Annotated in this window: 20 protein-coding genes and 4 pseudogenes; 13 read left to right on the top strand and 11 right to left on the bottom strand. The window is 52.7% G+C overall.

Going from position 1 to position 26,485, the window contains the following annotated elements; genetic code table 11:
- Positions 1-5 precede the first annotated feature (5 nt).
- Positions 6-3,974, bottom strand: coding sequence for a trifunctional transcriptional regulator/proline dehydrogenase/L-glutamate gamma-semialdehyde dehydrogenase (gene putA, locus ACQGXV_RS17355; protein ID WP_440867040.1), 3,969 nt, complete (start codon positions 3,972-3,974; stop codon positions 6-8).
- Between the two features lie 300 nt (positions 3,975-4,274).
- Here putA and putP point away from each other — a divergent pair, with 300 nt between their 5' ends.
- Positions 4,275-5,759 carry a sodium/proline symporter PutP gene (gene putP / locus ACQGXV_RS17350; RefSeq protein WP_440867039.1) on the top strand — a complete coding sequence of 495 codons (1,485 nt, stop codon included), beginning with the start codon at positions 4,275-4,277 and terminating at the stop codon, positions 5,757-5,759.
- Positions 5,760-5,836: 77 nt separating this feature from the next.
- Here the strand turns inward: putP and ilvC are convergent, their stop codons facing one another.
- Entirely contained in the window at positions 5,837-7,315 is a 1,479-nt protein-coding gene (gene ilvC, locus ACQGXV_RS17345) for a ketol-acid reductoisomerase (RefSeq protein ID WP_440867038.1), read from the bottom strand.
- Between the two features lie 162 nt (positions 7,316-7,477).
- Here ilvC and ilvY point away from each other — a divergent pair, with 162 nt between their 5' ends.
- Positions 7,478-8,368: an HTH-type transcriptional activator IlvY gene (gene ilvY, locus ACQGXV_RS17340; protein ID WP_440867037.1), complete on the top strand. Its 891-nt coding sequence runs from the start codon at positions 7,478-7,480 to the stop codon at positions 8,366-8,368.
- Between the two features lie 4 nt (positions 8,369-8,372).
- Here the strand turns inward: ilvY and ACQGXV_RS17335 are convergent, their stop codons facing one another.
- A complete protein-coding gene (locus ACQGXV_RS17335) occupies positions 8,373-10,619 on the bottom strand; it encodes a TonB-dependent siderophore receptor (protein WP_440867480.1) in 2,247 nt (748 codons plus the stop codon).
- A gap of 484 nt (positions 10,620-11,103) precedes the next feature.
- Here ACQGXV_RS17335 and ACQGXV_RS17330 point away from each other — a divergent pair, with 484 nt between their 5' ends.
- The 5 genes and pseudogenes from ACQGXV_RS17330 to ACQGXV_RS17310 all read left to right on the top strand — a co-directional run.
- Positions 11,104-11,616 (top strand): transposase, encoded by a 513-nt coding sequence (locus ACQGXV_RS17330; protein ID WP_440867036.1) that lies wholly within the window; start codon positions 11,104-11,106, stop codon positions 11,614-11,616.
- A 68-nt stretch (positions 11,617-11,684) separates the two neighbouring features.
- A complete protein-coding gene (locus tag ACQGXV_RS17325) occupies positions 11,685-11,813 on the top strand; it encodes a hypothetical protein (protein ID WP_440867035.1) in 129 nt (42 codons plus the stop codon).
- Entirely contained in the window at positions 11,814-12,179 is a 366-nt protein-coding gene (locus tag ACQGXV_RS17320) for an IS630 transposase-related protein (protein ID WP_440862584.1), read from the top strand. It abuts the gene before it with no gap.
- On the top strand, positions 12,103-12,636 hold the full coding sequence (locus ACQGXV_RS17315; protein WP_440862665.1) for an IS630 family transposase: 534 nt from the start codon (positions 12,103-12,105) through the stop codon (positions 12,634-12,636). The genes ACQGXV_RS17320 and ACQGXV_RS17315 overlap by 77 nt, the downstream gene beginning before the upstream one ends.
- Positions 12,637-12,653: 17 nt before the next feature.
- A pseudogene (locus ACQGXV_RS17310) lies at positions 12,654-13,037 on the top strand (IS3 family transposase); the annotation flags it as partial.
- Between the two features lie 163 nt (positions 13,038-13,200).
- On the opposite strand, the pseudogene ACQGXV_RS17305 reads toward ACQGXV_RS17310, so the two are convergent.
- Positions 13,201-13,497: pseudogene (locus tag ACQGXV_RS17305) on the bottom strand (transposase); the annotation flags it as partial.
- Between the two features lie 168 nt (positions 13,498-13,665).
- Here ACQGXV_RS17305 and ACQGXV_RS17300 point away from each other — a divergent pair.
- Both ACQGXV_RS17300 and ACQGXV_RS17295 read left to right on the top strand, forming a co-directional pair.
- Positions 13,666-14,019: a hypothetical protein gene (locus tag ACQGXV_RS17300; protein WP_440867034.1), complete on the top strand. Its 354-nt coding sequence runs from the start codon at positions 13,666-13,668 to the stop codon at positions 14,017-14,019.
- A gap of 24 nt (positions 14,020-14,043) precedes the next feature.
- Entirely contained in the window at positions 14,044-15,588 is a 1,545-nt protein-coding gene (locus tag ACQGXV_RS17295; protein WP_440867033.1) for a S10 family peptidase, read from the top strand.
- A gap of 645 nt (positions 15,589-16,233) precedes the next feature.
- On the opposite strand, the pseudogene ACQGXV_RS17290 reads toward ACQGXV_RS17295, so the two are convergent.
- Positions 16,234-16,389: pseudogene (locus ACQGXV_RS17290) on the bottom strand (family 1 glycosylhydrolase); the annotation flags it as partial.
- A 33-nt stretch (positions 16,390-16,422) separates the two neighbouring features.
- On the opposite strand from ACQGXV_RS17290, the gene ACQGXV_RS17285 reads away from it, so the two are divergent.
- The 3 genes from ACQGXV_RS17285 to ACQGXV_RS17275 are packed head-to-tail and all read left to right on the top strand — an operon-like array spanning position 16,423 to position 18,295.
- Complete coding sequence (locus ACQGXV_RS17285; RefSeq protein ID WP_440862584.1) at positions 16,423-16,788, top strand: IS630 transposase-related protein; 366 nt, start codon at positions 16,423-16,425, stop codon at positions 16,786-16,788.
- Positions 16,712-17,263, top strand: coding sequence for an IS630 family transposase (locus tag ACQGXV_RS17280; protein WP_440867479.1), 552 nt, complete (start codon positions 16,712-16,714; stop codon positions 17,261-17,263). Before ACQGXV_RS17285 ends, ACQGXV_RS17280 begins: the two co-directional genes overlap by 77 nt.
- 57 nt (positions 17,264-17,320) lie before the next feature.
- The gene (locus ACQGXV_RS17275; protein ID WP_440867032.1) at positions 17,321-18,295 is read left to right on the top strand and encodes an IS30 family transposase; all 975 of its coding nucleotides are present in this window, start codon (positions 17,321-17,323) and stop codon (positions 18,293-18,295) included.
- A gap of 21 nt (positions 18,296-18,316) precedes the next feature.
- Here the strand turns inward: ACQGXV_RS17275 and ACQGXV_RS17270 are convergent.
- From ACQGXV_RS17270 to hemC, 5 genes and pseudogenes are all read right to left on the bottom strand, one after another.
- A pseudogene (locus ACQGXV_RS17270) lies at positions 18,317-18,793 on the bottom strand (IS110 family transposase); the annotation flags it as partial.
- A 315-nt stretch (positions 18,794-19,108) separates the two neighbouring features.
- Positions 19,109-20,299: a protoheme IX biogenesis protein HemY gene (hemY, locus tag ACQGXV_RS17265; protein ID WP_440867031.1), complete on the bottom strand. Its 1,191-nt coding sequence runs from the start codon at positions 20,297-20,299 to the stop codon at positions 19,109-19,111.
- A gap of 2 nt (positions 20,300-20,301) precedes the next feature.
- Positions 20,302-21,447, bottom strand: a complete 1,146-nt coding sequence (gene hemX / locus ACQGXV_RS17260) for a uroporphyrinogen-III C-methyltransferase (protein ID WP_440867030.1) — start codon at positions 21,445-21,447, stop codon at positions 20,302-20,304.
- A 46-nt stretch (positions 21,448-21,493) separates the two neighbouring features.
- Positions 21,494-22,234, bottom strand: coding sequence for a uroporphyrinogen-III synthase (gene hemD, locus ACQGXV_RS17255; protein ID WP_440867029.1), 741 nt, complete (start codon positions 22,232-22,234; stop codon positions 21,494-21,496).
- A complete protein-coding gene (hemC, locus tag ACQGXV_RS17250) occupies positions 22,231-23,172 on the bottom strand; it encodes a hydroxymethylbilane synthase (protein WP_440867478.1) in 942 nt (313 codons plus the stop codon). The genes hemD and hemC overlap by 4 nt, the downstream gene beginning before the upstream one ends.
- Before the next feature lie 335 nt (positions 23,173-23,507).
- Here hemC and ACQGXV_RS17245 point away from each other — a divergent pair, with 335 nt between their 5' ends.
- A complete protein-coding gene (locus ACQGXV_RS17245) occupies positions 23,508-26,063 on the top strand; it encodes a class I adenylate cyclase (RefSeq protein ID WP_440867028.1) in 2,556 nt (851 codons plus the stop codon).
- A gap of 41 nt (positions 26,064-26,104) precedes the next feature.
- Here ACQGXV_RS17245 and cyaY read toward each other — a convergent pair whose 3' ends face one another.
- Positions 26,105-26,440, bottom strand: a complete 336-nt coding sequence (cyaY, locus tag ACQGXV_RS17240) for an iron donor protein CyaY (RefSeq protein WP_222158865.1) — start codon at positions 26,438-26,440, stop codon at positions 26,105-26,107.
- Between the last annotated feature and the right edge of the window lie 45 nt (positions 26,441-26,485).

Genomic DNA, 26,485 nt, shown 5'->3' with positions numbered 1-26,485 from the left:
CCGCATTATGACTCTGTCATCATCAGCAGGCTGGCATTTCCTCCCGCTGCCGCCGTATTCACGCTGAGCACACGTTCATGCCATAACCGCTCCAGCGGGATCGTGTCACTGCCGGGTTCACAGCCTAGCAGAGGAATAATCGCCCCCGCCCATTGCGTAAGCTGCTGGTTAACCTGACGCAGCATGTCACCATCGCCGTGGCAGATAACCGCGCCAATATGCTCAGCGTCCTGTTGCCATTGTGACGTAAAACGGATGCGGTGTTGCACTTCCTGCGGCAAGCTGCCGGCAAGTTCACGTAACGCTACGCTGTCAGGCCATAGCGCGTTACTGCCCACGGCCAGCAGCGCCGCTAACTGGCGCAGAATATCGTCACTGTCCTGCGCCAGACACAGCACGTTATCGCGCGGTGTCAGCATATAGGTATTACGTTCTCCGGTGGGCCCCGGCAGCGGGCGTATCACTCCGCTGACCGCCCCCCAGGCGCGGTAGCTCTGCGCGGCCTCTAATACCGCCAGACGCCCCTGTTGTTGCGCCCAGTCAACCAGTAGCGCAAACCCCGCACGTTCTGGCGCCGTCGCCAACGTGGCATTGACACCCAGTGCGTTGCTCGCTGCGCTCGGCAGGCCAGGCGGTGTGCTCTGCAAGCGCGGCAGATAGAGCGGCCCGCCTGCTTTCGGCCCGGTACCGGATAGCCCTTCTCCCCCGAACGGCTGCACCCCCACCACGGCGCCCACCATATTGCGGTTGACGTATTGGTTACCCACATGCGCTCGCTGCGTGATACGCGAAATGGTTTCATCAATCCGTGAATGGATGCCCAGCGTGAGCCCGTACCCCAGGGCGTTAATCTCCTCGATCAAGGTATCCAGCCCCTCGCGGGCATAGCGCACCACGTGCAGCACCGGACCAAAGATCTCTTGTTGCAAGCCAGCTACGTGGTCCAGTTCAATCAGCGTTGGCAACACAAAGGTGCCTTGTCGCCATGAGGCCACGCACGTCTGTGCACCAAAAGCCGCCTGAAACACCGAATTCCCGTCCGCTTGCATCAGGTGAATATGTTGCTCGATCCGTTCGCGAGCTTCATCGTCAATCACCGGGCCACAGTCCGTTGCCAGACTGTCGGGATTGCCCACGCGGAACTGTGCCATGGCACCACGCAGCATGTTCAGGGTCGCCTCCGCAATATCCTCCTGAAGGCAGAGCAAACGCAGGGCTGAACAACGTTGCCCTGCGCTGTCAAAGGCGGATGCCATGACATCACTGACCACCTGTTCCGTCAGCGCGGACGAGTCGACAATCATGGCATTCATCCCACCGGTTTCAGCGATCAGTACCGCAGGTCGCCCGTGCGCATCAAGCCGGTCTGCCAGCGTGCGCTGCAAGCTTTTGGCAACCGCCGTAGAGCCGGTAAACAGCACGCCATTCACGCGCGCATCGCGCACCAACGCCGCGCCGACGCGTTCCCCAGCACCGGGCAGCAGTTGCAACACATCTGGCGCAATGCCAGCCTGGTGCAGCAATTGCACCGCCAACGCGGCGACCAGCGGTGTTTGTTCCGCCGGTTTTGCCAGTACCGCATTCCCCGCCGCCAGCGCGGCAGCGACCTGCCCAGTAAAAATGGCCAGCGGGAAGTTCCACGGACTAATGCAAACCACCACGCCCAGCGGGCAGGCCTGTTCCAGTGACACCACAGCAGATTGCTGTGCGTAATAGCGCAAAAAATCCACCGCTTCGCGGAGTTCAGCAATGGCGTTTGGCACGGTTCTTCCCGCCTCCCGCACCAGTAGCCCGATGAACTGTGGATACGCCGCTTCCAGCAGGCTGGCAGCGCGTTGCAGACTGGCAACCCGCTGCGGCAGTGATGCAGTTGAAAACCGTTCTGCCGCTTGCACCGCACGGCCCAGCGCAATGCACACATCCTCCTCGCTGGCATCTTGCACGTACCCCACTATATCATTCTGTTGGGCCGGATTGATAACTGGCCGAGCCGCCAGCGGCGATGCGGCATCGACCATTATCGGTGCCGCATACCGCACCTGCGCGGCATCGGCGCTTAATGCCGCCGCGAGCATTTGCAGACAGCGTTCATCGGTCAAGTCTATACCTTGCGCATTGCAGCGCTCTGCGCCGTAGAGCTGAGCGGGCAGAGGAATGCGCGGATGCGGGCAGCCGGGAGCGCCCTCTTTGTAAGCCAGCGCCTGTACTTCAGCTATTGGGCTGGTAATCAGTTGCTCCAGCGGGATCTCTGCATCCGCAATGCGGTTAACAAACGAGGTGTTGGCGCCATTTTCCAATAAACGCCGCACCAGATAGGCCAGCAGGGTTTCATGGGTGCCGACGGGGGCATAAATCCGACAGGGGCGCCCCAGCTTGCCCTGATCTTCGGGACCGACGACCTGTGAATAAAGCGCCTCCCCCATACCGTGCAGGCATTGAAATTCATATTGCCCAGGGTAATAGCTGTCACCGGCCAGCGTATACACCGCGCTCAGAGTATGGGCATTATGGGTAGCGAACTGCGGGTAAATGGCATCCGGTGCCGCCAGCAGTTGGCGGGCGCAGGCCAGATAGGCGACATCGGTATAAACTTTGCGGGTATAGACGGGATAATCCTCCAGACCGTCCATTTGCGTACGCTTGATTTCGCTGTCCCAGTATGCCCCTTTCACCAACCGCACCATCAGGCGTCGCTGGGTACGCTGTGCCAGATCGATCAGAAAATCAATCACAAACGGGCAGCGTTTCTGATAAGCCTGTACGACAAAACCGATCCCTTTCCAGCCCGTCAGCGAAGGCTCATGGCACAACTTCTCCAACAGGTCGAGGGAAATCTCCAGCCGCTCCGCTTCTTCCGCATCAATATTAATGCCGACGTCGTACTGCATCGCCTGCAAAGTCAACGCCAACAAACGGGGATAGAGCACCTCCATCACGCGGTCGTATTGCGCACGACTATAACGCGGATGCAGCGCCGACAACTTGATGGAGATGCCCGGCCCCCCATACACCCCGCGCCCCTGCGACGCCCTGCCGATAGCATGGATCGCCTGCTGATAGGCTTTGAAGTAAGCCTCCGCATCCTGTGCGGTGAGCGCCGCTTCGCCTAACATGTCATAGGAGTAGCGAAATCCCTGCTGCTCCAGGTGTTGTGCGTTGGACAGCGCCTCTTCGATAGTTTCGCCGGTAACAAACTGCTCCCCCATCATGCGCATCACGCGATCCATCCCCAATCTAATGACCGGCTCGCCCCCTTTGTTAATCAGTTGCTTCAGGGTGTGCGCCAGACGGGTTTCACTGTGCGTCGCAACCAACTTTCCGGTCAGCAACAGTCCCCAGGTCGCCGCATTGACGAACAGAGATTGCCCTTTCCCCAAGTGGGAAGACCAGTCTCCGCTGCTGATCTTGTCACGGATCAGCGCATTGCGCGTTGAAGCATCGGGAATGCGCAGCAACGCTTCCGCCAGACACATCAGCGCAATCCCCTCTGAGGACGACAGGGAGAAGGCCTGTAGCAAACTTTGCACCCGTCCTGGTCGCCCGTGCGTCTGTTGTTCACACCGCAGCGTCTGCGCCAACCGATATGCCAGCGCCTGCACCGCCGGGGCCATAGATGCTATCGGTTCTACCCGTTCGAGCAGTAATGGCACCATATCCCCCTCGGAACGGCGGTATGCCGCCGTGATAGCATCACGCAGCGGTGAACGGGGTAACAGCGTTTGCGTGAAAGCTAAAAACGGTTGATAGCTTCCTTCCTGACGAGATTGCGGCATAATCTCCGGCGCGCGTTGGAATGCCGCACCTTGTTCTGGCGTGATATCAGGCGCCTTGCCATCGCGTTCGACGGCGTCGAGATAACAAAAAATGGCGTGCTCAATCAGCCAATGCGATGTGCGATCAAGGCGCTTCGCTGTACGTTCGATACGATTGCGGGTCGCATCGTCAAGCTTTACCGCTATAGTGGATAATCCCATCGTTTCACTCCAGTGAAGCCAAGATAATCATCGATAGTGAGGGATCGGATAACGTTGATTTTTTGAAGGTATGCCTTCGAAGCTTGGCCGTCGTTATCGGATTATGCAACCTGGTTTTTTGCGAGTTGCCATAAGATGTAATGCAGTTAACAAGTGTATAACATCGGCGTGACGGGGAAATATAACAAATCGTTAACGCTTTACCTGACGTCGTTCCCGTCAGGTTATACCAACAATATGATTTGCCTTTATTCCCTAGCATGATGAGGATAGACGGGGCGCTTTAACTTGGAGATTCTAATGACAATGAGTACACCCATGCTGGTGACCTTTCTGGTGTATATCTTCGGAATGGTCTTGATCGGCCTGGCCGCCTATCGCTCAACCACCACCCTTGGCGACTATATCCTGGGCGGACGCCGGATGGGCAGCGTGGTCACGGCACTTTCAGCGGGGGCTTCTGACATGAGCGGCTGGCTGCTGATGGGGCTGCCGGGCGCGATATTTATTTCCGGCATTTCTGAAAGCTGGATCGCTATCGGGTTGACTATCGGCGCTTACCTCAACTGGCGCTGGGTTGCAGGCCGCCTGCGCGTTCACACCGAAGTGAACCACAACGCGCTGACCTTGCCAGACTATTTCACACACCGTTTCGAAGACACCAGAAAAATCCTGAGAGTCATTGCGGCCTTGATTATTCTGGTGTTTTTTACCATTTACTGCGCTTCGGGTATCGTTGCCGGTGCCCGCTTGTTCGAAAGCACCTTTGGCATGAGCTACGCCACGTCATTGTGGGCTGGTGCGGCAGCGACCATCGCCTACACCTTTATCGGTGGTTATCTGGCGGTCAGTTGGACGGATACGGTACAGGCCACGCTGATGATTTTCGCCCTGATCCTGACACCGGTGATGGTGATTCTGGCGCTGGATGGCATCGATACCTCGCTGTTGGTTATCGCAGCGAAAAACCCGGCCAACCTGAATATGTTCAAAGGGCTGGACGTTATCGCCATCATTTCGCTGCTAGGTTGGGGTCTGGGCTATTTTGGACAGCCACACATTCTGGCGCGCTTTATGGCGGCGGATTCTCACCACACCATTCGCAGCGCACGCCGCATCAGCATGACCTGGATGATCCTGTGTCTCGCGGGTGCGGTGAGCGTAGGTTTATTCGGTATCGCCTACTTCACTAATCACCCGGAACAAGCGGGCAACGTGACGCACAATGCCGAGCGGGTATTTATCGAGCTTTCCATGTTGCTGTTTAACCCGTGGATTGCCGGTATCCTGCTCTCCGCCATTTTGGCGGCGGTGATGAGCACCCTGAGTTGCCAGTTGCTGGTCTGTTCCAGCGCCATTACCGAAGATTTGTACCGCCCCTTCTTCCGCCCCGGTGCTACGCAGCGCGAGCTGGTCTGGCTCAGTCGCATTATGGTGTTACTGATTGCCATCATTTCAATCATGTTGGCCGCTAATCCGGAAAACCGCGTGTTGGGGCTTGTTAGCTACGCCTGGGCCGGTTTTGGCGCCGCATTTGGTCCGGTGATCCTGATTTCCCTACTGTGGCCGCGCATGACGCGTAACGGCGCGCTGGTCGGTATGCTGATCGGTGCTGCCACGGTGATTATCTGGAAACAGAATGCCTGGTTTAATCTGTATGAAATCATTCCCGGCTTTCTCTTTGCCAGCCTGGCGATCTTTGTTGTTAGCCTGATGGGTCGCGCGCCGTCCAAAGCCGTCACCGATCGCTTCCAGCAAGCAGAAGCCCAGTTCCAGAGCCGTTAAAGAAAAAGGGTTTCACACATAAAAAAGGCGCAACCGTGGTTGCGCCTTTTTTCATTGCCGGAGTAATGCGTTTATTGTTAACCCGCAACCGCAATGCGTTTCATGTCTTTCATATAGCCACGCAGTTTCTGACCAACCGCTTCGATCGGGTGGTTGCGGATCGCATCATTAACGTAGCGCAGTTGTGCATTGTCCACGCTGCTGGCGGCTACCGGCTTGCCGATGTCACCTGCTTGCAGTGAAGCCATGAATGCCTGTTTCAGCAACGGCACTGCGGCATTCGTGAACAGGTAGTTACCGTATTCTGCGGTGTCAGAGATAACCACGTTCATTTCATACAGACGCTTACGTGCAATGGTGTTCGCAATCAGCGGCAGTTCGTGCAGCGATTCGTAGTACGCGGATTCTTCGATGATACCCGCGCTTACCATGGTTTCGAACGCCAGTTCCACACCGGCTTTAACCATAGCGATCATCAGCACACCGTGGTCAAAATACTCTTGCTCGGAGATTTTACCGTCGAACTGCGGGGCATTCTCAAACGCAGAGCTACCGGTTTCTTCACGCCAGGTCAGCAGTTTAATGTCATCGTTGGCCCAGTCTTCCATCATACCGCTGGAGAAAGCACCGGAGATGATATCGTCCATGTGTTTCTGGAACAGCGGTGCCATGATCGTTTTCAACTGCTCAGACAGCGCATAAGCACGCAGTTTTGCCGGGTTAGACAGGCGATCCATCATCAGGGTGATGCCGCCTTGTTTCAGCGCTTCGGTAATGGTTTCCCAGCCGAACTGAATCAGTTTTTCTGCATAGGCCGGATCGGTGCCTTCAGCAACCAGTTTATCAAAGCTCAGCAAGGAACCAGCCTGCAACATGCCGCACAGGATGGTCTGCTCACCCATCAGGTCAGATTTCACTTCAGCAACGAAAGAAGATTGCAGCACGCCCGCACGGTGACCACCGGTAGCGGCAGCCCAGGCCTTGGCGATCGCCATGCCTTCACCTTTCGGATCGTTTTCCGGGTGAACCGCGATCAGCGTTGGAACGCCAAAGCCGCGCTTATACTCTTCACGCACTTCGGTGCCCGGACATTTCGGCGCCACCATCACCACCGTGATGTCTTTACGAATCTGCTCACCCACTTCAACGATGTTGAAGCCGTGAGAGTAACCCAGCGATGCGCCCTGCTTCATCAGCGGTTGAACAGCCTGAACCACAGCGGAGTGCTGCTTGTCTGGCGTCAGGTTCACCACCAGATCCGCCTGCGGGATCAGGTCTTCATAAGTGCCGACTTTAAAGCCATTTTCTGTCGCTTTACGCCATGACGCACGTTTTTCCGCGATAGCTTCTGCACGCAGCGCATAGGCGATATCCAGCCCGGAATCGCGCATGTTCAACCCTTGGTTCAGCCCCTGCGCGCCGCAACCGACGATCACCACTTTTTTGCCTTTCAGGTAGTTCGCTTCGTCTGCGAATTCATCACGCCCCATGAAACGACATACACCCAATTGCGCCAACTGCTGACGCAGGTTCAAAGTGTTGAAATAGTTAGCCATGCACAACTCCGTTTAATCTGTTAATTGCGAGTGTTCAGAAGAGGTTCCCTGTCAGGGAAGCCTGAATGCTCTCATGATATGACAGGAAAAGCATTGCTTAAATTGATATATTAACAAGATGACATTGCAATAACTGCAAGATGAAAATGAGGCCGCGCGCACATGGATTTACGAGATTTAAAACTGTTTCTGCATCTGTGTGACAGCCGCCATTTCGGGCGCACCGCCAAAGCCATGCACCTGAGCCCGTCAACATTGTCACGCCAAATCCAACGACTGGAAGAGGATGTTGGGCAAACCCTGTTTTTACGTGATAACCGCACGGTGCAACTGACCGATGCCGGAGAGCAATTGAAACAGTTTGCTCAGCAGACGCTGCTGCACTACGAGCAGTTGCGCCACGCCATTGGGCAACGCGGGCCGTCATTGAGCGGCGAGCTACGCATTTTCTGTTCCGTAACCGCCGCCTATAGCCACCTACCGCCGATCCTCGACCGTTTCCGCGCCCAGCATCCGCTGGTCGAAATCAAGCTAACCACTGGCGATGCGGCAGATGCGGTGGAAAAAGTGCAGTCTAATGAAGCCGATCTCGGTATCGCGGGCCACCCGGAAACCCTGCCCACGACCATCGATTTTATGCCTATCGGCAATATTCCACTGGTACTGATTGCCCCGGCACTGGCATCGCCGGTGCAGTCGATGGTGCGGCAACCCAATCCAGACTGGGCACAGATTCCGTTTATTTTGCCCGAGCACGGCCCGGTACGAAAACGTATTGATGTCTGGTTCCGCCGCCACCACATCGCCAATCCGCTGATTTACGCCACCGTGTCCGGGCATGAAGCGATGGTGTCGATGGTCGCGCTCGGCTGTGGCATCTCGCTGATCCCGGATGTGGTGCTGGAAAACAGTCCGGAACCGGTGCGCAATCGCGTCTCGGTACTATTGGAGCAAGCCATGGAGCCGTTTGAGTTTGGCGTATGCGTACAGAAAAAGCGACTCAATGAGCCTTTGAACGCCGCGTTTTGGCATATCTTGCAGGACAACGCCTGAGGGATTACCAACGGTAACTGACAGTGGCGACAATTGTACGACCCGCACCATAAAAACAGGCTTCGATATTGCTGCAAGACGCCACATAATGCTCATCGGTCAGGTTGTTGACATTGATCTGCAACACCGCGCCTTTCCACTGCGACGATGCTAAGCCAAAATCATAGCTCACCATCGCGTCATACAGGATGTAGTGCGGCACGCTGAAACTCTCTTTGTTATCGCCATAACTGCTGCCGATATAACGCACACCAGTTCCCAGAGCTACCCCAGCCAACGGGCCGTCGCGAAAAAAATAGGAACCCCAGGCGGAGGCCATATGACGTGGTGTGGCCGCAGGTCTGTTCCCCGCCGGTGTGCTCGCATTGATGCTCTCCTTGGTTTCTGCCTCGGTATAACTGTACGCTGACATCAGACTCAATGCGGGTGTGATTTGGGTATTGATCTCCGCTTCAGCGCCCCGCGATTGGACTCTGCCAATTTGCTCATTGAACTTGAGTTTGCTGTTCCACGAGGTGATATTTTTCTGCGTGATGTCAAACAACGATAGCGTTAAGAAAGTTTCGCGGCCGACGGGCTGAAACTTTATCCCCACTTCAGTTTGCTCACCGGTTGTCGGTTTGAAGGGCTCCGACCCCGGAATGCCACTGTCAAGATTAGGCTCAAAGGAGGTGCTGTAACTGATATAGGGTGAAAAACCATTCTCAAACGCATACAGCAGCGCCGCACGACCGGTAAAATCATTATCATTCGACTGCCTTTTGGCATTATTGAGCGTGCTTTCGTAAGTGCGAATTTCTGTCCAATCGTGACGCCCAGAGAGCAGCAAGTTCCACTGCCGCCATATCGCCTGATCCTGCACATAGAGCCCGACCTGATCGAGCTTTTTATTCGCGCTGCGCACCAAGGGCAAATCGCTGTCATTTTCCAGATAGTCCCCACCATAGTGAGGGTGAGTCCAATCAAAATCATACTGACTCCCGCTATTGAGCCAGAAATTAGCGTTACGCTTCTGCCAGATGTAATCCAACCCAGCCAGCAGGGTATGGCTCACCGCATGGGTCACGAAGTTCGCTTTCAATTGGGTATCGATCCCCAATTCATCCGCATCTATTTTTTCGCGTTGCTGGTTGCGTATTAGCATCGTATCCACGACGCTGCCACCGGTGCTGTAAACCAGAGATTTATAATTATCATGCAGTTGTGAGTAACGCAGATTCTGTTGAAGGGAAACAGCGCTGTTAAAGGAGTGCTCGAAAATATAACCGAACGCCACCTGCTCACGCGTTGAGTGATGGTAATTTGGATCGCTGACATTCAGCGTGTAAGGGATATAACCCGCGTTGGTGGCAAACACGGTGCCGTACGCGGGCAAGAAGTTACGAAAACCCGCCTCGGGATCGTATTGGTAACGGGTCAGCACGGTCAGGCTGGTGTCAGCATTGGGCAACCACGTCAACGCCGGGGCAATCGCCATGCGCTGTTGCCCCGTATTATTGACAAATTGCTGCTGGGTATTGGCTATCCCGTTCAAGCGATATAACAGCGAGCTGTCATCGCTTAGCACTCCACCGAAATCAAACGCCGCTTCACCAAAACGTTGGTTACCCGCGCTAAACTGCACGTGGCGAATCTTTTCTGCCGTGGGACGTTTGCTGGTCATGATAATCGTACCGCCAGGATCGACCTGACCATACATGACAGACGCCGGGCCGCGAATCAATTCAACGCGTTCTAACAGCCAGGGGTCGATCTTTCCAATACCGGCACGTTGCCCGATGAGGCCAAAACTCAGCCCATCCAGAAATTTGGGCGCATAGCGAAAACCGCGCACGATGGTTTGATCATTGCGGTTAGAGGAGCCCCGGTAATTTGGAAGCACGCCAGCAGAGTAATTCAAGGCATCGGAGACAGACCTCACCCGCTGTTTGTCCATTTGCGCACGCGTAACCACCGCGATCGACTGTGGCGTCTTTACCAACGGTGTTGGCGTTTTCGTGCCAGCGATACTCTGTTTCGCAATGACTCCACCAGCAGGAAGCGTCGTGTTTTGCTCGGCCTGAGCAATGACCACCATCACATCAGCGTTGCCGGTTACCGTTTCGGCGGCCAACGGTTGCGCTGCCACCAATAATGACGAAGCAACACCCAGTACCGTGATAAAACCGAAAAATAACCGAGCAATGAGGTAAAATTTCCTTTTATTTTCAGACACACACTCATCCTTAACTGCAATACTATTTTTATGCATCACAAATTAGCCAGCATATTCGTGGCTGATAATGCAAAAAAATAGATTATTTCAAATGCAAATCCGCCTCAATCGCACTTGTGCAATTGCATTAATATTTCATACTTTGCATTTAATATTGCGTTGTAAAAATGAAAGGGATTCACCGTGTGGATGTTCGATCGCCTCAGCCTTGCTGCAACGAATCTTCTCCTGATTCCCGGTGAACGTGAACCGCAAGAAGTATCACTTTCGCAGGAAATGTCACAAGACACACCTGATAAGACCGAATAACTCGGGCAAAGACCCGAGGCAATTAGTGAGTAGCTTAACGCCACTCCGCCGTGGCGAATATCAGTTTTCGATTCTGGACATGCCGCTATCCCCCCATGTCAGGGTAGTTGTCGCCTCTGAGTGAAAAAAATCTAGGGGCTGGAGAAGCTGTTCATGGGAAGCTATTCGCCAGAACGTAAAGCGGCTGTGATCGCCAGAACGTAAAGCGGCTGTGATCGCCAGAATGTTGCCGCCGCATAGTCAGTCTATTTACCAGATATCCCGCCTGGAAGGCATTCCCGCCAATACGCTTTATGGCTGGCGGTCTCAGGCTGGAATTCCGACTCAGTCGGCAGCCAGTGAGAGTAAACTCCACCTGGAGTGGTCTCAGGATGCGCGCTTCGCCGTTATCGTTGAAACCGCGCCGCTTTCTGCTCATGCTGTGGCTGAATACTGTCGCCGTAAAGGCCTCTATCCTGAACAGATTCAGCAGTGGAAGGACGAGTTTATGCAGCCAGGTCAGCGTGCAGAAAGAGCCTTAATAAAGAAACAGCAAAAAGAAATTCAGCAGCTTAATCGTGAAATAGCCCGCAAGGACAAGCCCTCGCCGAAGCGGCGGCACTGCTCATCCTGGAAAAAAAGCTCAAGGCGTTCTTCGACGAAGAACGCGAGGTCGAATGACGCGCACAGCCGACGGGTTACGGCTGATGAAGATGCAGGAGGAGGCTGCCACTGCCGGCTGTAGTGGCATACTGAATTTGGCCACCTAAGTAGAGGTGATATGCTTACCTCATAATTTTTATAGGTGCCAAAATGAGTAAAATAATTACTGCTGAATTTAAATGTGAAACCGCCAAATTAGTCCTTGACCAAAATTATACCTACCAGGAAGCCGCGAAAGCCATTATAGCTAAACGACTTAATTTTGATTACATTATTTAAATGAGCTATTCAATTGATTTTAGACGTAAAGTGATATCTACACGGAAAAACGAAGGGTTGAGTATCCGAGAAACAGCGAAGCAATTTCGGATTGGCCCTGCCTCTGTATCGCGTTGGATTAATCAAATAGAGTCAAAAGCATCGACCACGCGTCAGCGAAAGATCGATAAATCCGAGTTGATAAAAGATGTTGAACAATATCCAGATGCTTACCAAAAAGAACGTGCAGAGCGTTTTGGCGTTTGTCAGAAGGCCATTTGGCAAGCGCTTAAAAAGCTGGGATTGACCTATAAAAAAAACTCTACGTCATCCGAAAGCCGACGAAAACGCCCGGCAGGGATTTCAACAAAAAAAACAACAGTATGAAAAAGAAGGTAAACCTATTGTTTTTATTGATGAAAGTGGTTTTTCACACGATGCCCCACGGACTCACGGCTATTCCCCAAAAGGTCAACGGTGTTTTGGCCTGAAGAACTGGGGAGCTAGGGGAAGAACAAATGTTATCGGCGCTTTATTAGGCACAACGCTGTTTGCTATCGGATTATTTGATATCAATATTAACAGCGATGTTTTCTATGCCTGGGTCACACAAGTCCTTATCCCAGTACTCCCTAAAAACAGTGTAATCATGATGGACAATGCCACTTTTCACAAAAAACATAATATTCAACAAGTCATCATCGATGCAGGGTATATGGTGGAGTATTTGCCTACATATTCGCCAGATCTTAACCCAATTGAGCATAAATGGGCACAAGCAAAAAGCAAAAAAAGAGAGATGGGTTGCGATACAGAGAGTTTGTTCTCAGTCCATATGGTGTAATCAAAATTAAGTCGCTTGGCTATATTTGGACAGGCGACCGATGGGCGTATCTGGCGGTGGTATTAGATTTATTTGCCCGAAAACCCGTGGGTTGGGCAATGTCGTTTTCGCCAGATTCAGAATTAACAGCCAAAGCACTACAAATGGCTTGGGAACTGCTTGGGCATCCCAAACAAGTCATGTTTCATAGTGACCAAGGAAGCCATTACACCAGTCGTCAGTATAGGCAGGCATTGTGGCGTTATCAGATGACCCAAAGTATGAGTCGCAGAGGAAATTGTTGGGATAATAGTCCGATGGAGCGATTCTTCCGTAGTCTGAAGACTGAATGGGTGCCAACGACTGGCTACCAAAGCTTTAGTACTGCTCAATCATCCATTATTCGCTACATAACCCATTATAGCCAACCGACTTAAAAATGATTACAGCCGATGCCCTGATATGTGGCAAAGAAGCATAGCTGGCTGTTATCAAAATAATGTCGCTTAGCTATAACACCAAATGAATCAGAACGGCTGTTCCATCAACAGTCATGTAGGGTGGCCAAATTTAGTTGACCACTACAATAGCATCCAGCTGCTCGCAGGCCAGCAACCCGTTCTGCCAGAACCGTTCAAAAACTCCTGCATCCCGCCACTCCTGGAAGCGGCGGTGAGCGGAGCTTGACGAGCATATCACGGTGGCATTCAGGGCATTCCACTGGCAACCCGTTCTGAGCACAAAGAGAATGGCGTTCATTGCGGCACGATTATCAACCCGCCTGCGATGCGTACCCAGCGGATGGTGGGTTTTGTGTTCCGCGAGCAACGGAACCATTTTCCCCCAGAGTTCATCGCTGATCTGCCACTTATTGCTTGCCATACTTCCCTCAGAAATTGCCATTACTTATTAACTGACAATTCCTTTTGGGATGGGTTCTAAACGCAAGTTAAACGATGTGTCATTGATCGTATAAATTGCTACGCAAGAAATGAACCAATAATACAATTTTATGCCGAAGGTAAGAAATCTGTATTAAAAGGAATCGAAATGAATATTAAGTTTACATTATTGTTTGCCACACTTCTGCTTTCTGGTTGTACGACGCAATGGGTGAAAAGCAGCGCAAACGCTGAGGATTTCACTATCTCGAAAGGTGCCTGTGAAACGCTGAGCGAAGAAAAATTCCCTGTGAAAAATGAAGTGGCGCAGCGAACGAAATATACGTCCTACTATTTGCCGTGTGGAAAAAAAGACGACTGTAAAAATGAAAAATATATCAGTGGGCAACGACCAGAAACACAAAGTTATGTGATGGATGTTAATAGTGGTAGCCGCCAGGCCCTTTTCAATCAGTGCATGAAATTGAGGGGATGGACATCGGAAACGAAATTGTTCCCATAAGGATGGTAATGTAAAAGGAATACCATGAATAACTTGCAACGTTTTTTTTTTATAATGATTTCTTTATGCTTAAGCTCTGCGTTTGCCATGGCATCACCGCCGCCAGTACCGGAACAGGCTCCGGCACCACGTGATGTGATGGTGAGTGAAGGGCAAGTGAAACTTAGCCAGGGTCTCCTTAATTATAGTGCCGAAGTGGGCGCATTGGCGCTGAATACGGCCGATCCCGATGAACCAATCGCGACCTTGTCCTACGTGGCCTACTTCAAGTCAGTGAAGAAGACGGCGAAGCCGGAGAATCGGCCGATCACGTTTATCTATAACGGTGGACCGGGTTCTTCTTCCGTGTGGCTGCATATGGGCGGCTTAGGGCCAAAGCGGGTGGTCACCAGCACGCCAGATAAACCGGTATTGCCGCCTTATCCGGTTATCGATAATGCCTATTCTCTGCTTGATGTCAGCGATCTGGTCTTTATCGATGCGCCGGGCACCGGGTTTGGTCAGTTTATCAGCAATGCGGCCAATGTTCAGGAGCGGCAGGCGCAGAAGCGTCAAAAGGAGAATGACACCTACAGCATTAATGGAGACGCACACGCGTTTGCGCAATTTATCACGCAGTTTCTGAGCCGCCATCAGCGATGGAATGCGCCGCGTTACCTGCTTGGTGAGAGTTACGGCACGACGCGTACGGTGGCGCTGGCAAACCGACTGAAGGTGCAGCACAACGTCGATGTTAACGGTATTATTTTGCTGTCGCAGTATTTGAGTCAGGACATTGATATCGATCGTCCCGAATCCAACCCCGGCATCGATCAACCCTATTATCTGGCGCTGCCAACCTATGCGGCAATCGCCCATTATTATCAGCAGCCGGCAAAGGTCGCAGAAAATCTGGATCATTTGCTGACTGAGGTTGAACAGTTTTCCCTGGGGCCTTATGCACAGGCATTGGCGCAGGGCAATCTCTTACCAGACTCGCAGAAAGCAGAGCTTGCTGAGCAACTCGCCCGCTACACCGGTATACCCGCTCGGGAATGGGTTAAGGCCGATTTGCGCGTTTCAGGCCCGCTGTTTGTTAAAAAACTGCTGACAGAGCAGGGCGATACGGTCAGCCGTGCTGACGGCCGTTATCGAGGCGCTTCGCTGGATAAAATGGCTGCGCGGAGCGATTACGATCCGGTTATGACCATTGGTTCCGGGTTTATTTCCGCGTACCGCGACTATCTGGCAAGAGCATTGAACGTGAATACGGTGCAAGATTATGTTTCTGACTCGAATGCCATTTACTATTGGAATATGACCCCAGAAAACCGTTCTTTCAATCTGCTGCCTACATTGTCCGAAACCATGAAAATGAATCCGCGCATGAAAGTGATGGTGCTCGGGGGGATCTACGATCTGGCGACGCCTTACTTTGTCGCGCAATATCACCTCAATCACCTCTCTTTGCCTGAAAAACTGCGCGCTAATCTGCAATTTCATCGGTATGAGTCGGGGCATTTGCCTTATCTTGATGAGAAATCACTGCAACAGTTACATCAGGATCTGAGTGGCTTTATCGCGGAATAGCTCAGCAGACTGTTGGAAAATGGCGACAGAATCTCTGTTTATACGTCTCCATTTGAAGACATATAACTGGTTGAAATGAATCATAAAAAAATTAAAATCAATATTGTGTTTCTTTTTGGAGACACTTAGAGCATTTCTGGCAGGCACGGTTGTTCGCCGGGAGAAGGCATTGTGAAATGGATTTGTTTTAAATTGTATATTTTTCAATGAATTATATTTTTTTTATTTTTTATTCTCAATGCAACCACGATTTGGTACGGTTCCTGCTAATCTAACCCCGTAGATGCTCATTCCGCTTTCTATGTTTGCTTCGGCTTCATAATCCTAGGAATGACGCAGAGCCGTTTACAGGTGCCTATCGTCCACCTCCAGATGACGTTGTTAGTCGCCGTTTCACTGCGATTCATAACACCATCGGACTTTTCGGACATTACGTTGAGTGAGGCACTCTACTGTAGTCTTTTATGACCTGATGTTATTCAACGCTTGCCGTTTATTGGCAAGCGTTTTTTTTTGCGCCATGTTTAGAGCGCAAGATCTTCGCCGTGGGTGGCAATGACCTTTTGATATAGCCAAGCGACATTATTTTGATAACAGCCAGCTATGCTTCTTTGCCGCATATCAGGGCATAGGATGTAATCATTTTTAAGTCGGTTGGCTATACCATGAGAAGGATTTTTTCTTGTGGCGATCGCCGCTGCCAGAGAGGGTGTCATCGAGATCGACATAGATAAACCCGTAGCGCTTGGACATTTCGCCAGTCGACATGCCGACCAGATCGATACAGCCCCAAGGGGTATAGCTAAACGACTTAATTTTGATTACATTATTTAAATGAGCTATTCAATTGATTTTAGACGTAAAGTGATATCTACACGGAAAAACGAAGGGTTGAGTATCCGAGAAACAGCGAAGCAATTTCGGATTGGCCCTGCCTCTGTATCGCGTTGGATTAATCAAATAGAGTCAAAAGCATCGACCACGCGTCAGCGAAAGATCGATAAATCCGAGTTGATAAAAGATGTTGAACAATATCCAGATGCTTACCAAAAAGAACGTGCAGAGCGTTTTGGCGTTTGTCAGAAGGCCATTTGGCAAGCGCTTAAAAAGCTGGGATTGACCTATAAAAAAAACTCTACGTCATCCGAAAGCCGACGAAAACGCCCGGCAGGGATTTCAACAAAAAAAACAACAGTATGAAAAAGAAGGTAAACCTATTGTTTTTATTTATGAAAGTGGTTTTTCACACGATGCCCCACGGACTCACGGCTATTCCCCAAAAGGTCAACGGTGTTTTGGCCTGAAGAACTGGGGAGCTAGGGGAAGAACAAATGTTATCGGCGCTTTATTAGGCACAACGCTGTTTGCTATCGGATTATTTGATATCAATATTAACAGCGATGTTTTCTATGCCTGGGTCACACAAGTCCTTATCCCAGTACTCCCTAAAAACAGTGTAATCATGATGGACAATGCCACTTTTCACAAAAAACATAATATTCAACAAGTCATCATCTATGCAGGGTATATGGTGGAGTATTTGCCTACATATTCGCCAGATCTTAACCCAATTGAGCATAAATGGGCACAAGCAAAAAGCAAAAAAAGAGAGATGGGTTGCGATACAGAGAGTTTGTTCTCAGGCCCCATTCCCACTCGAAACGCAACAAAGTGACCCACTTGCCAGAGTCGGATAAAATCACCGTTCTGGCCATACTGGAGAGCCTGTTGCATGCAGGGAAAACATCTGACTCAGAAAGAACGGTTCTACATCGAAAAGCGGCGTGGTGAAGGTGTCAACCAAGCTACCATCGCCAGAGAGCTTGCTCTGCCTCGCTCGACCATCAGCAGGGAACTCAGACGCAATACCGACCCTACTTTCAATGGTGTCTACTGCTGTAGAAGGGCGGACACTCTGGCCCGGGAACGCCGTCATAAGCCTCTGCCAAACAATGCTTTTTACCCGTTGGAGCCACACATTCAGAACTTCATCAGGCAGGCGCTTTCCACTCACTCTTCACCTGAAATCATCAGTGGCCGTTTGCACCTGGAATTCGGTATATCTGTCAGCAAGAATACGCTATATCGCTATATCCTGCAGGAGAGACAGGCTGGCGGGGAGCTATATCAGCAACTTCCTCATCGGGGAAAACGTTACAGGTACAATGCCGAAAACCTCAAATCAGGCCCTATTCCCAACCGTGTTGGTATTGAGTATCGCCCAGCTCAAGCCGAGCTTAAACAGGAGCCTGGCCACTTCGAAATTGACACTATTTTTGGCAAAGACCAGAAGTCATTCTTGTTAACCATCGTAGATAAAGCATTGAAAACCGTCATCATTCGCAAACTGCCTAATAAGCGTGCGGAGACTGTGGTTGCTGCTTTCAGGGACATTGAAGCTAATACCTTTTGCAAGTTTAAGACCCTAACAGCTGATAACGGCCCTGAATTCGCTCTGCACGAGCAAATTACTCAAATCACAGGGGTGCAGGTCTACTTTGCCCATCCTTATCATTCCTGGGAGAGGGGCTTGAATGAGCACACCAACGGGCTGATACGACGTTTTTACCCAAAGGGAACAGACTTCAGTCAGGTCAGTCATCGTAAGATTGCCGAACTCAAACACATACTCAATACAAGGGGCAGAAAATCGCTGTGCTATCGTTCCCCCAATGAGGTATTTTTAACGCACTTACTGGTGGCATAAGCCTCTACCGTTTTGTTGCGTTTCGAGTGGGAATGGGGCCCGGCCTTTACGCACAGTTTCGCCGAACTCCAACAGCAATCCGTGCAGCGAGTTGATTTGCGCGGTGCGGAACTTCACTAACTGGCGGCGCATTTTGTGCAGCGACAGTACTGCCTGCTGTTCCTCAGTTTTGACGGCAACGGCTTTAGCTGGCTGCTGGACCGCCATCCAGATAGCACGGGCATCCATCACGTCATTTTTATTGCCCATCACGAAGGCCTTGACGAATTTGCCCTGGAGTAGTCTGACCTTATGCCCCAGTTTTTCCAGCTCCCGCGCCCAGTGCTGGGAACCGCCGCAAGCTTCCATGCCAATCAGGCAAGGCTCACGATTGCTGAAGTATTCCAGCAGCGCGTCGCGCTTTATCTGTTTATCGATGACTTCACCGGTATGTTCATTAATGAAATGAACCTGCATCAGATGTTTTGCGATATCGACGCCAACAGGGGTATATTTCATGTCGTGGATCCTCCAGTTATCAGGGAGCTTTATGCATCCCGTGTTGGGCACAATGATGCCGTAACTCTGCGAGGATCCACACCTTACCTGCCGAATCCTTCGCTGCTCTCAAATGTGTGGGATGCGTTCATCTCATTCTCCTTTTAGTATCCAAAATGAAACCGGTTTCATTTCTGCTTTTGGCAACGTTGTCACTCTCTTGCCGCCTTCCTGTAACTCGGATTATTTAGGGTATAGTGCGTAACGGTATAAAAGAGAGTCTCTTTCGCTGATGGGATAGCGCTGCCCCAGAATGTGGGGCAGCGGGGAGTGCGATTAAGACGGGGTTTGTAGTGTGAGTAATAGCCCTTCGCGACGCATCTGTGCCGCGTCTTCCGGTTGTCGCAGATGGTCAAAGGCATCGGCGCGCCAGGCGTAATCAAAGGCATCCGGGCGCAACGCTAACGCTGCCGCAAAAGCATCGCAGGCCTGCTGCCATTCCCCTTGTTTCAGCATTAACTGTCCCAAGGTACTGTGCAGCAACGCGCTGTTATCGTGCTGTTTTAGCAACTGGCGCAGGAGTTTTTCCAATGAGGCCGGTTCGCCTGCGGCCAGACGTGGCATTAGCAGCACCAGACGTTTATCGTAGTGACTTTTCAAACCGTCGATTACGATCTGCTGGGCGGTGTGGTGATCGTCACAGGCGATAAGGTGCTCCACCATCGCCACTTGCAAGGGTAAATCTTGTCGCACTTTGCGACTTTGTTCCTTCCACCACTGCTTCAGGCCGTCACTGCCGCCTTCCTCCATCGCTTGTTCCATCAGACCGAGCAGGGCGGATTGGCGCAATGCCTCCAACTCTTCCTCGGTACGAATCTGGGTTTTGCGCATGTCGGGCAGAATATCTAACAGCGCACCGTAAGCGTGGGTGCGCTGGAACGCTAACTCCGCTAACCGTAATACTTCAGGATGGCGCGGTGCGTATGCCAGCAAACGATCGACGCCGTGGCGTGCGGCGTGATCCTCATTGCGTGCCAGTTGGATGCGCACGCGGGTGATGTCTACCGGTAACTGATCGGTGTCAGCCATTTCAGCCGCTCGCTCCAGATACTGCCGGGTGCGAAATTCATCACCGCGCTGCTGCGCGGCTTCGGCGGCCAGCAGATAGTTCACCACCGGTTGCTCTGCGTGATCCGCGTTACGCGTCAGGAGTTTTTCAACCTGAAGGTAATCGCCTTCGGCCAGCTTAAGCAGCGCCGCTTTGGTCTGTTTTCTGGCACGCGTGCGTTTACGACCCAGAAACCAGCCGCGGGTGCGTGCGCCAGTACGAAATACGCGACGCAACAGCCACTCCAGTGCAAACAGCACGACCAACAGCAGCACCAGCATGATAACCAACCCGGTAACGCTGGTTTCGATGTTGTAGGTGTCGGTTTGCACCAGTACATACCCCTGACGCCCCGCGAGCATCGGGCCAAGCACTACGCCAGCAATAAGGATCAGGAACAAGAACAGCACTTTCAGCATGATCAGCCCTCCTGTTGCTGCGCAGGCGATTGCGCCAGCAGATTACGCACTCGCGTTTGCATCAGTTTTTCCAGCAGCGGCTGGCTTTGCAGCGTAGTAGGAACGTCCAGAGAGACGGGTTGCTGACTTAAGCTGTCAACCTGCTCCAAAAAGGCTTTAGTGACGGGATCGCTGGTATCAAAATAGGCTCGCACCCAGGTGGATACCGCTTCCAGCGACTGTTTGAAGGTCTCGTTCTGATGACGCGGCACGGCCTGTGCGGCGGTCAGCAGGCGCGCTCGGATATTTTCACGCAGGTAGAAATCCTGATTCGGCGCCAGCAGCGGTTCGGCATTGCTGTCCCGCCGGCGAATGGTAATAAAATCGGACATGAAGTTGTGCCAGCTTTTACTCAGATTCTGTCGCCATTCGCTGAGCGTGGCTGAAAGCTCGCCGTCGGTTTCATCCATTGGCGCGTCATCGTCCTGAGTGTTATCGGCCAGACGCAGATTGTCGACCTGATCGGTTAACTGATTCACCCGCAAAATAATGCCGTCGAAATCCACCTGACCGACGGACGCCAGCGCGCTGATATCATTGGCAATGGCGCGGCGCAGCTCAAGCAGACTCGGATCGTTCATGTCAGCCAGACTGCAATCGGCGCTTTTCAGCAACGCGCCAGCGGTCAGCACATCTTTATCACTCCACAGTTTGCGACCGGCCAGTTTGACCAGAAAATCCGCCTGTGCCAGTAGCCAGGTGCTGGTGTCGTGATTGGACAGCGCGGCCAGTTTCTGGCTGAGTTCGCTGGATTCACGCGTGACCCCGTTCAACTGGTGTGCGGTGCTGTCTTGCCACTGTTTTTGTTGTGCCAGCGCAGCCTGCCACGCTGTTTTATCCTGCTGGTACTGCTGCTGTAGCGCCGCCAACTCGCCCTTCATTTGCGCCATGGACGCGGCGTTTTGTTTCTCTTGCTGCTGTCCGAGGTAGTACACGCCCCCGCTTAACAGCAGCGCAATAGCAATAGCGACGCCACCCAGCACGCGGCCATGTCCCGCACGGTTCCGGCGCGGTTCATCCGCTGACGCGGTGTCAGAGGACGAAAACGTGGCATCAGGGCGTTCTGTCACCGTTTCCGATGGGGTTGAAGGGGTATGGTGTTCCGTCATAATGGGTCATCCCGTGGTCTGGTTTGTTGTACGGTTGGCCGTGCAGTCACGATAGCAGACGCACAAGCGCGTCGTTATCGGCATTGTCCGCGATAAGCACGTCACGCCAGCCAAGCTGGCGCGCCTCTAGCGCCAACCGTTCGCTAACAACGATAACCTGGCAGTGAAGCAGCCAGGATTCGCGATAATAATGTGGCACCAGCGCATACAGCTGATGCAGCATATCGCCGCTGGTGATCACCAGACGATCGATACCGAGTTGTTGCCAATGTCGGCTCTGTTCCGGCCCATCATAATATACTGGACTGCGCTGATAACATTCACAATAACTGACCTGTGCGCCGCGCTCTGCGAGCGTTGTTGCCAGCAGCTCTCTGCCGCCATTCCCCCGTAATAATAGCGCGTTTTTGCCACTAATATTTTGTAATTCTGGCAGTTGCAGCAGCATTTCGCTGGTTTCCCGCTCAGGAGGATAGGCAACGGCGCGAGAGGTCGCCTGATGCAGCGCCAGGGCGGTGGTGCGTCCGATGGCGTAATAGCGCGGGATGACGGGCCAGGATAGACCCGCTTGCGTGAGTGCGGCGGCGGCATAGCGCACGGCGTGCTGCGAAAGCGCGAACAGCATATCGCCTTCGCGCAGCGCCGCCAGCCGTGCTGGCAGGGAAGGCAATTCACTGCCGGGGGAAAAATCGATAAGCGGGCTGTGGCAAGCCGCGTGGCCGAGCTTGCACAGCCGTTCCACCAGGGCCTCTCCCGCGGGTGACGGGCGGGTCACCAGAGTGGTCATGATGAGCCTGCGCCCTGATAAACGGCGTGCAGAATAGCGTCTGCGCCGTTGGCTAACAGCTCTTCAGCCAGATCGATGCCCATGCGCTCCGCCTCGCTGGCGGGGCCGATGCGTTCACCGCGAATCATCTTGCTGCCATTCGGTGCACCAACCAAGGCTCTTAGCCAGAGTTGTCCCGCATTGAGTTCAGCATAGCTGCCGATCGGGACTTGGCAGCCACCGTCGAGGCGAAGATTCATAGCGCGTTCAGCAAGAACCCGGCAGGCGGTCTGTTCATGGTTGAGCGGTGCCAGCAGTGCGTGCACGCGGGCGTCATTTTCCCGGCATTCGATACCAATCGCGCCCTGACCCACGGCGGGCAGCGACTCTTCCGGGGTGAGCGGCGTGCGAATGCGTTCTGACAGATTCAGACGTGACAGCCCGGCGACGGCCAAAATAATGGCGTCATAGTCGCCGTTGTCCAACTTGCTCAGACGCGTTCCAACGTTACCGCGCAAATCTCGGATAATCAGATCGGGTCGGCGAGCGCGCAATTGGCACTGGCGGCGCAGGCTGGAGGTGCCGACGCAGCTTTCGAACGGGAGATCGGCCACACTGGCATACTGGTTCGACACAAAGGCATCGCGCGGATCGTCACGTTCACAAATGGTATACAGGCCCAGGCCGTCGGGGAAAGATACCGGCACATCTTTCATCGAGTGCACTGCGATATCCGCACTGCCTTCGAGCAAAGCGCGTTCCAGTTCTTTAACAAACAGCCCTTTACCGCCCACTTTCGCCAGCGGTGTGTCCAGAATGATGTCGCCGCGCGTCACCATGGGAACCAGTTCAACCTGCAACGTGGGGAAGTAATGCTGCAACTGTTGTTGCACATAACGCGCTTGCCACAGAGCAAGCGGGCTTTGTCGGGTGGCAATTCTAAGGGTGTTGTCTACCATGCTTAATACCGTTTTTATCATTTAGCGCCATCGTATCACTGAGACGCTCAAGTGTCAGCGTTCTGGCGCTGAAGGTGCTGGATAGCGACGGGAAGGTGCGTGTTTTCACCATGAGGTGGGAGGATCGCGGCGTAATCATGCCAGAGAGCAAGGGGCAATAAGAGAAAGTAAGCTAATCGTGGCTAACTTTCTTTAGTTTCTTTACGCTCAATGAGCAAGGTGTTAAATTGATCACGTTTCCAGCACTATCTTATAAGTCACTCCTCTAATTCTATTGCTGATGAGTTTGGAACACGGGGTTTTTTCTAGGCACTGGGATAATCAGGCGGACCGTCTTGTACTTCTACATCGAGACTTTGAAGCAGAGACTGGACGCGATCAACCAACTGCGAGTTGACCGCGCTCTGGAAGCAATGAAACCCGCTTTTCAGCAGGTTTATCGCCTTCTGCCCGTATTATTGCACCACCATCATCCGCTCATGCCGGGCTACCTTGAAGGTAAGGTTCCGCACGGTGTGTGTACCTTTACGCCTGATGAAAACCAACAGCGCTACATTGACAGCATTGAACTGCGCTGGGGGGAGATCCCCGCCATCAATTCGCAGGGTGAACTGCCAATTACCGGCGTTTACTCCATGGGCAGCACCTCATCCATCGGCCAGAGCTGCTCTTCCGATTTGGATATATGGGTGTGCCACCAATCCTGGCTAGACCACGAAGAGCACCAGCGTTTACAGCAGAAATGTAACCTGCTGGAACAATGGGCGGCGGCACAAGGGGTGGATGTCAGCTTCTTCCTGATTGACGAGAACCGTTTTCGCCACAATGAAAGTGGCAGCCTGGGCGGCGAAGATTGCGGTTCGACGCAGCATATCCTGTTGCTGGACGAATTTTATCGCACCGCTGTGCGCATGTCCGGTAAACGCCTGCTGTGGCATATGGTGCCGGTTGAAGAAGAAGAGCATTACGACGAATACGTCCTGTCGCTTTACGCGCAGGGTGCGCTTGCGCCTAACGAGTGGCTGGATCTGGGCGGATTGAGTTCGCTCTCGGCGGAAGAGTATTTCGGTGCCAGTCTGTGGCAACTGTATAAAAGTATCGATTCCCCGTACAAAGCGGTATTGAAAACCCTGCTGCTCGAAGCCTACTCTTGGCAATACCCTGACACGCGCTTGCTGTCGATGGATATCAAAGCCCGGCTGCACAAAGGGGAGATCGTCGCGTTTGGGCTCGACCCTTATTGTATGATGCTGGATCGGGTAACCGATTACCTCACGCAAATTGAAGACCCGACGCGCCTCGATCTGGCGCGGCGTTGTTTTTATCTCAAAGTCTGCGAAAAACTGTCGCGCGAAAAAGCTTGCGTTGGCTGGCGTCGCCAGATCCTAAGCCAACTGGTGCAAGAGTGGGGCTGGAGCAGCGAACACCTTGCTATGCTGGATAATCGCGCCAACTGGAAAATCGAGCGCGTGCGTGAAGCGCACAATGAATTGCTCGATGCGATGATGCAAACCTATCGTAACCTGATCCGCTTTGCGCGACGCAACAACCTGAGCGTGAGCGCCAGCCCGCAGGATATCGGCGTACTGACGCGTAAGCTGTATGCCGCCTTTGAAGCGCTGCCGGGGAAAGTGACGCTGCTCAATCCACAGATTTCGCCGGACCTGTCCGAAGCGGATCTGACCTTTATCTACGTTCCAGCGGGCCGCGCCAACCGCTCTGGTTGGTATCTGTACAATCAGGCACCGTCTATGGATGCCATCATCAGCCATCAGCCGCTGGAATATAACCGCTACCTGAACAAGCTGGTGGCGTGGGCCTACTTCAATGGACTGCTGACGCCGAACACGCGTTTGCACATCAAAGGCAGCGAGCAGATCGATATTGCCCGTCTGCGTGAGTTGGTGGATGACGTCTCTTGCCACTTCCCGCTGCGTTTACCGGCACCCACGCCGAAGGAGCTGTACAGCCCGTGCGAAATTCGGCATCTGGCGATTATCGTCAATCTGGAACACGATCCAACGGCGGCATTCCGCAATCAGGTGGTGCATTTTGATTTCCGCCATCTGGACGTGTTCAGTTTCGGCGAGCAGCAGCAGTGTCTGGTGGGCAGCATTGACCTGCTGTACCGCAACTCGTGGAATGAAGTACGAACCCTGCATTTCAACGGCGAACAGTCAGTGCTGGAAGCGCTGAAAACCATTTTGGGTAAAATGCATCAGGATGCGGCGCTGCCGGAATCGCTGGAAGTGTTCTGCTACAGCCAGCATTTGCGCGGTTTGATCCGTACGCGCGTGCAGCAGTTGGTGTCCGAGTGCATTGAGCTGCGCCTGTCCAGCACCCGACAAGAGCCGGGCCGCTTCAAAGCGGTAAAAGTGGCAGGGCAGACCTGGGGTCTGTTCTTCGAACGCCTGAGCGTATCGGTGCAGAAGCTGGAAAACGCGGTGGAGTTCTATGGCGCGATTTCCAACAACAAACTGCAAGGGTTGCCCACGCAGGTGGAGACCAACCATATCCATTTGCCAGCGGTCATTGACGGCGTGGCGAGTGAAGGGATCATTCAGTTCTTCTTTGAAGATCTGCCGGAAGAGCAAGGGTTTAATATCTTTATTCTGGATGAGTCGAACCGCGTTGAGGTTTATCACCACTGTGAAGGCAGCAAGGAAGAGTTGGTGCGTGACGTGAGCCGTTTTTATTCCTCGTCCCATGACCGCTTTACCTACGGCTCCAGCTTTATCAATTTCAACCTGCCGCAGTTCTACAAGATTGTGCAGTTGGATGGACGGGCGCAGGTGATATCTTTTCGCAGCACGACGCTATCTCATTTGAACATATCGCCGGGCAAAGAAAGCGCCTCGCCCGCGATCAAACAGCGGCTGCACATGCTGTAACGCTCTGGTTGTCCTTGGTGACAACAGAGCGTTTTCCCGCTTTAACCGAAAGAAACGGCCTCTCCGGCCTGTGCACTGCATGCCTGTGACAACAGCGCAAAAAAGGCTTCGCCGCTGCGATCGCAGATCCACTGTTGGTGCTGACCCTTGTCTGGCTGATAGGTAAAGTGGTAGCCACCAGCTTTGGTCGCCAACCATACCTGATGCAGCGGTTCCTGACGGTTGATGACAATCTTGCTGCCATTTTCGAAACTCAGTGTCATCACGCCGCCGTTGGTTTCGTAATCGATATCGGCATCACCGTCGAAGTCGTCCAACGCTTCTTCGATCGTCAACATTAACGCATCCGCTAATTGATGAAACTCACTGTCGTTCATTTTCGATTCCTATTGCTTTTCATGATCCACCTGCGATTATAGAGA

Source organism: Symbiopectobacterium purcellii, from assembly GCF_052050035.1.
GTDB classification, from domain to species: Bacteria; Pseudomonadota; Gammaproteobacteria; order Enterobacterales; family Enterobacteriaceae; genus Symbiopectobacterium; species Symbiopectobacterium purcellii_A.
Note: the sequence above shows the minus strand (reverse complement) of the source record. Positions and strands in the feature narration are given on the sequence as shown.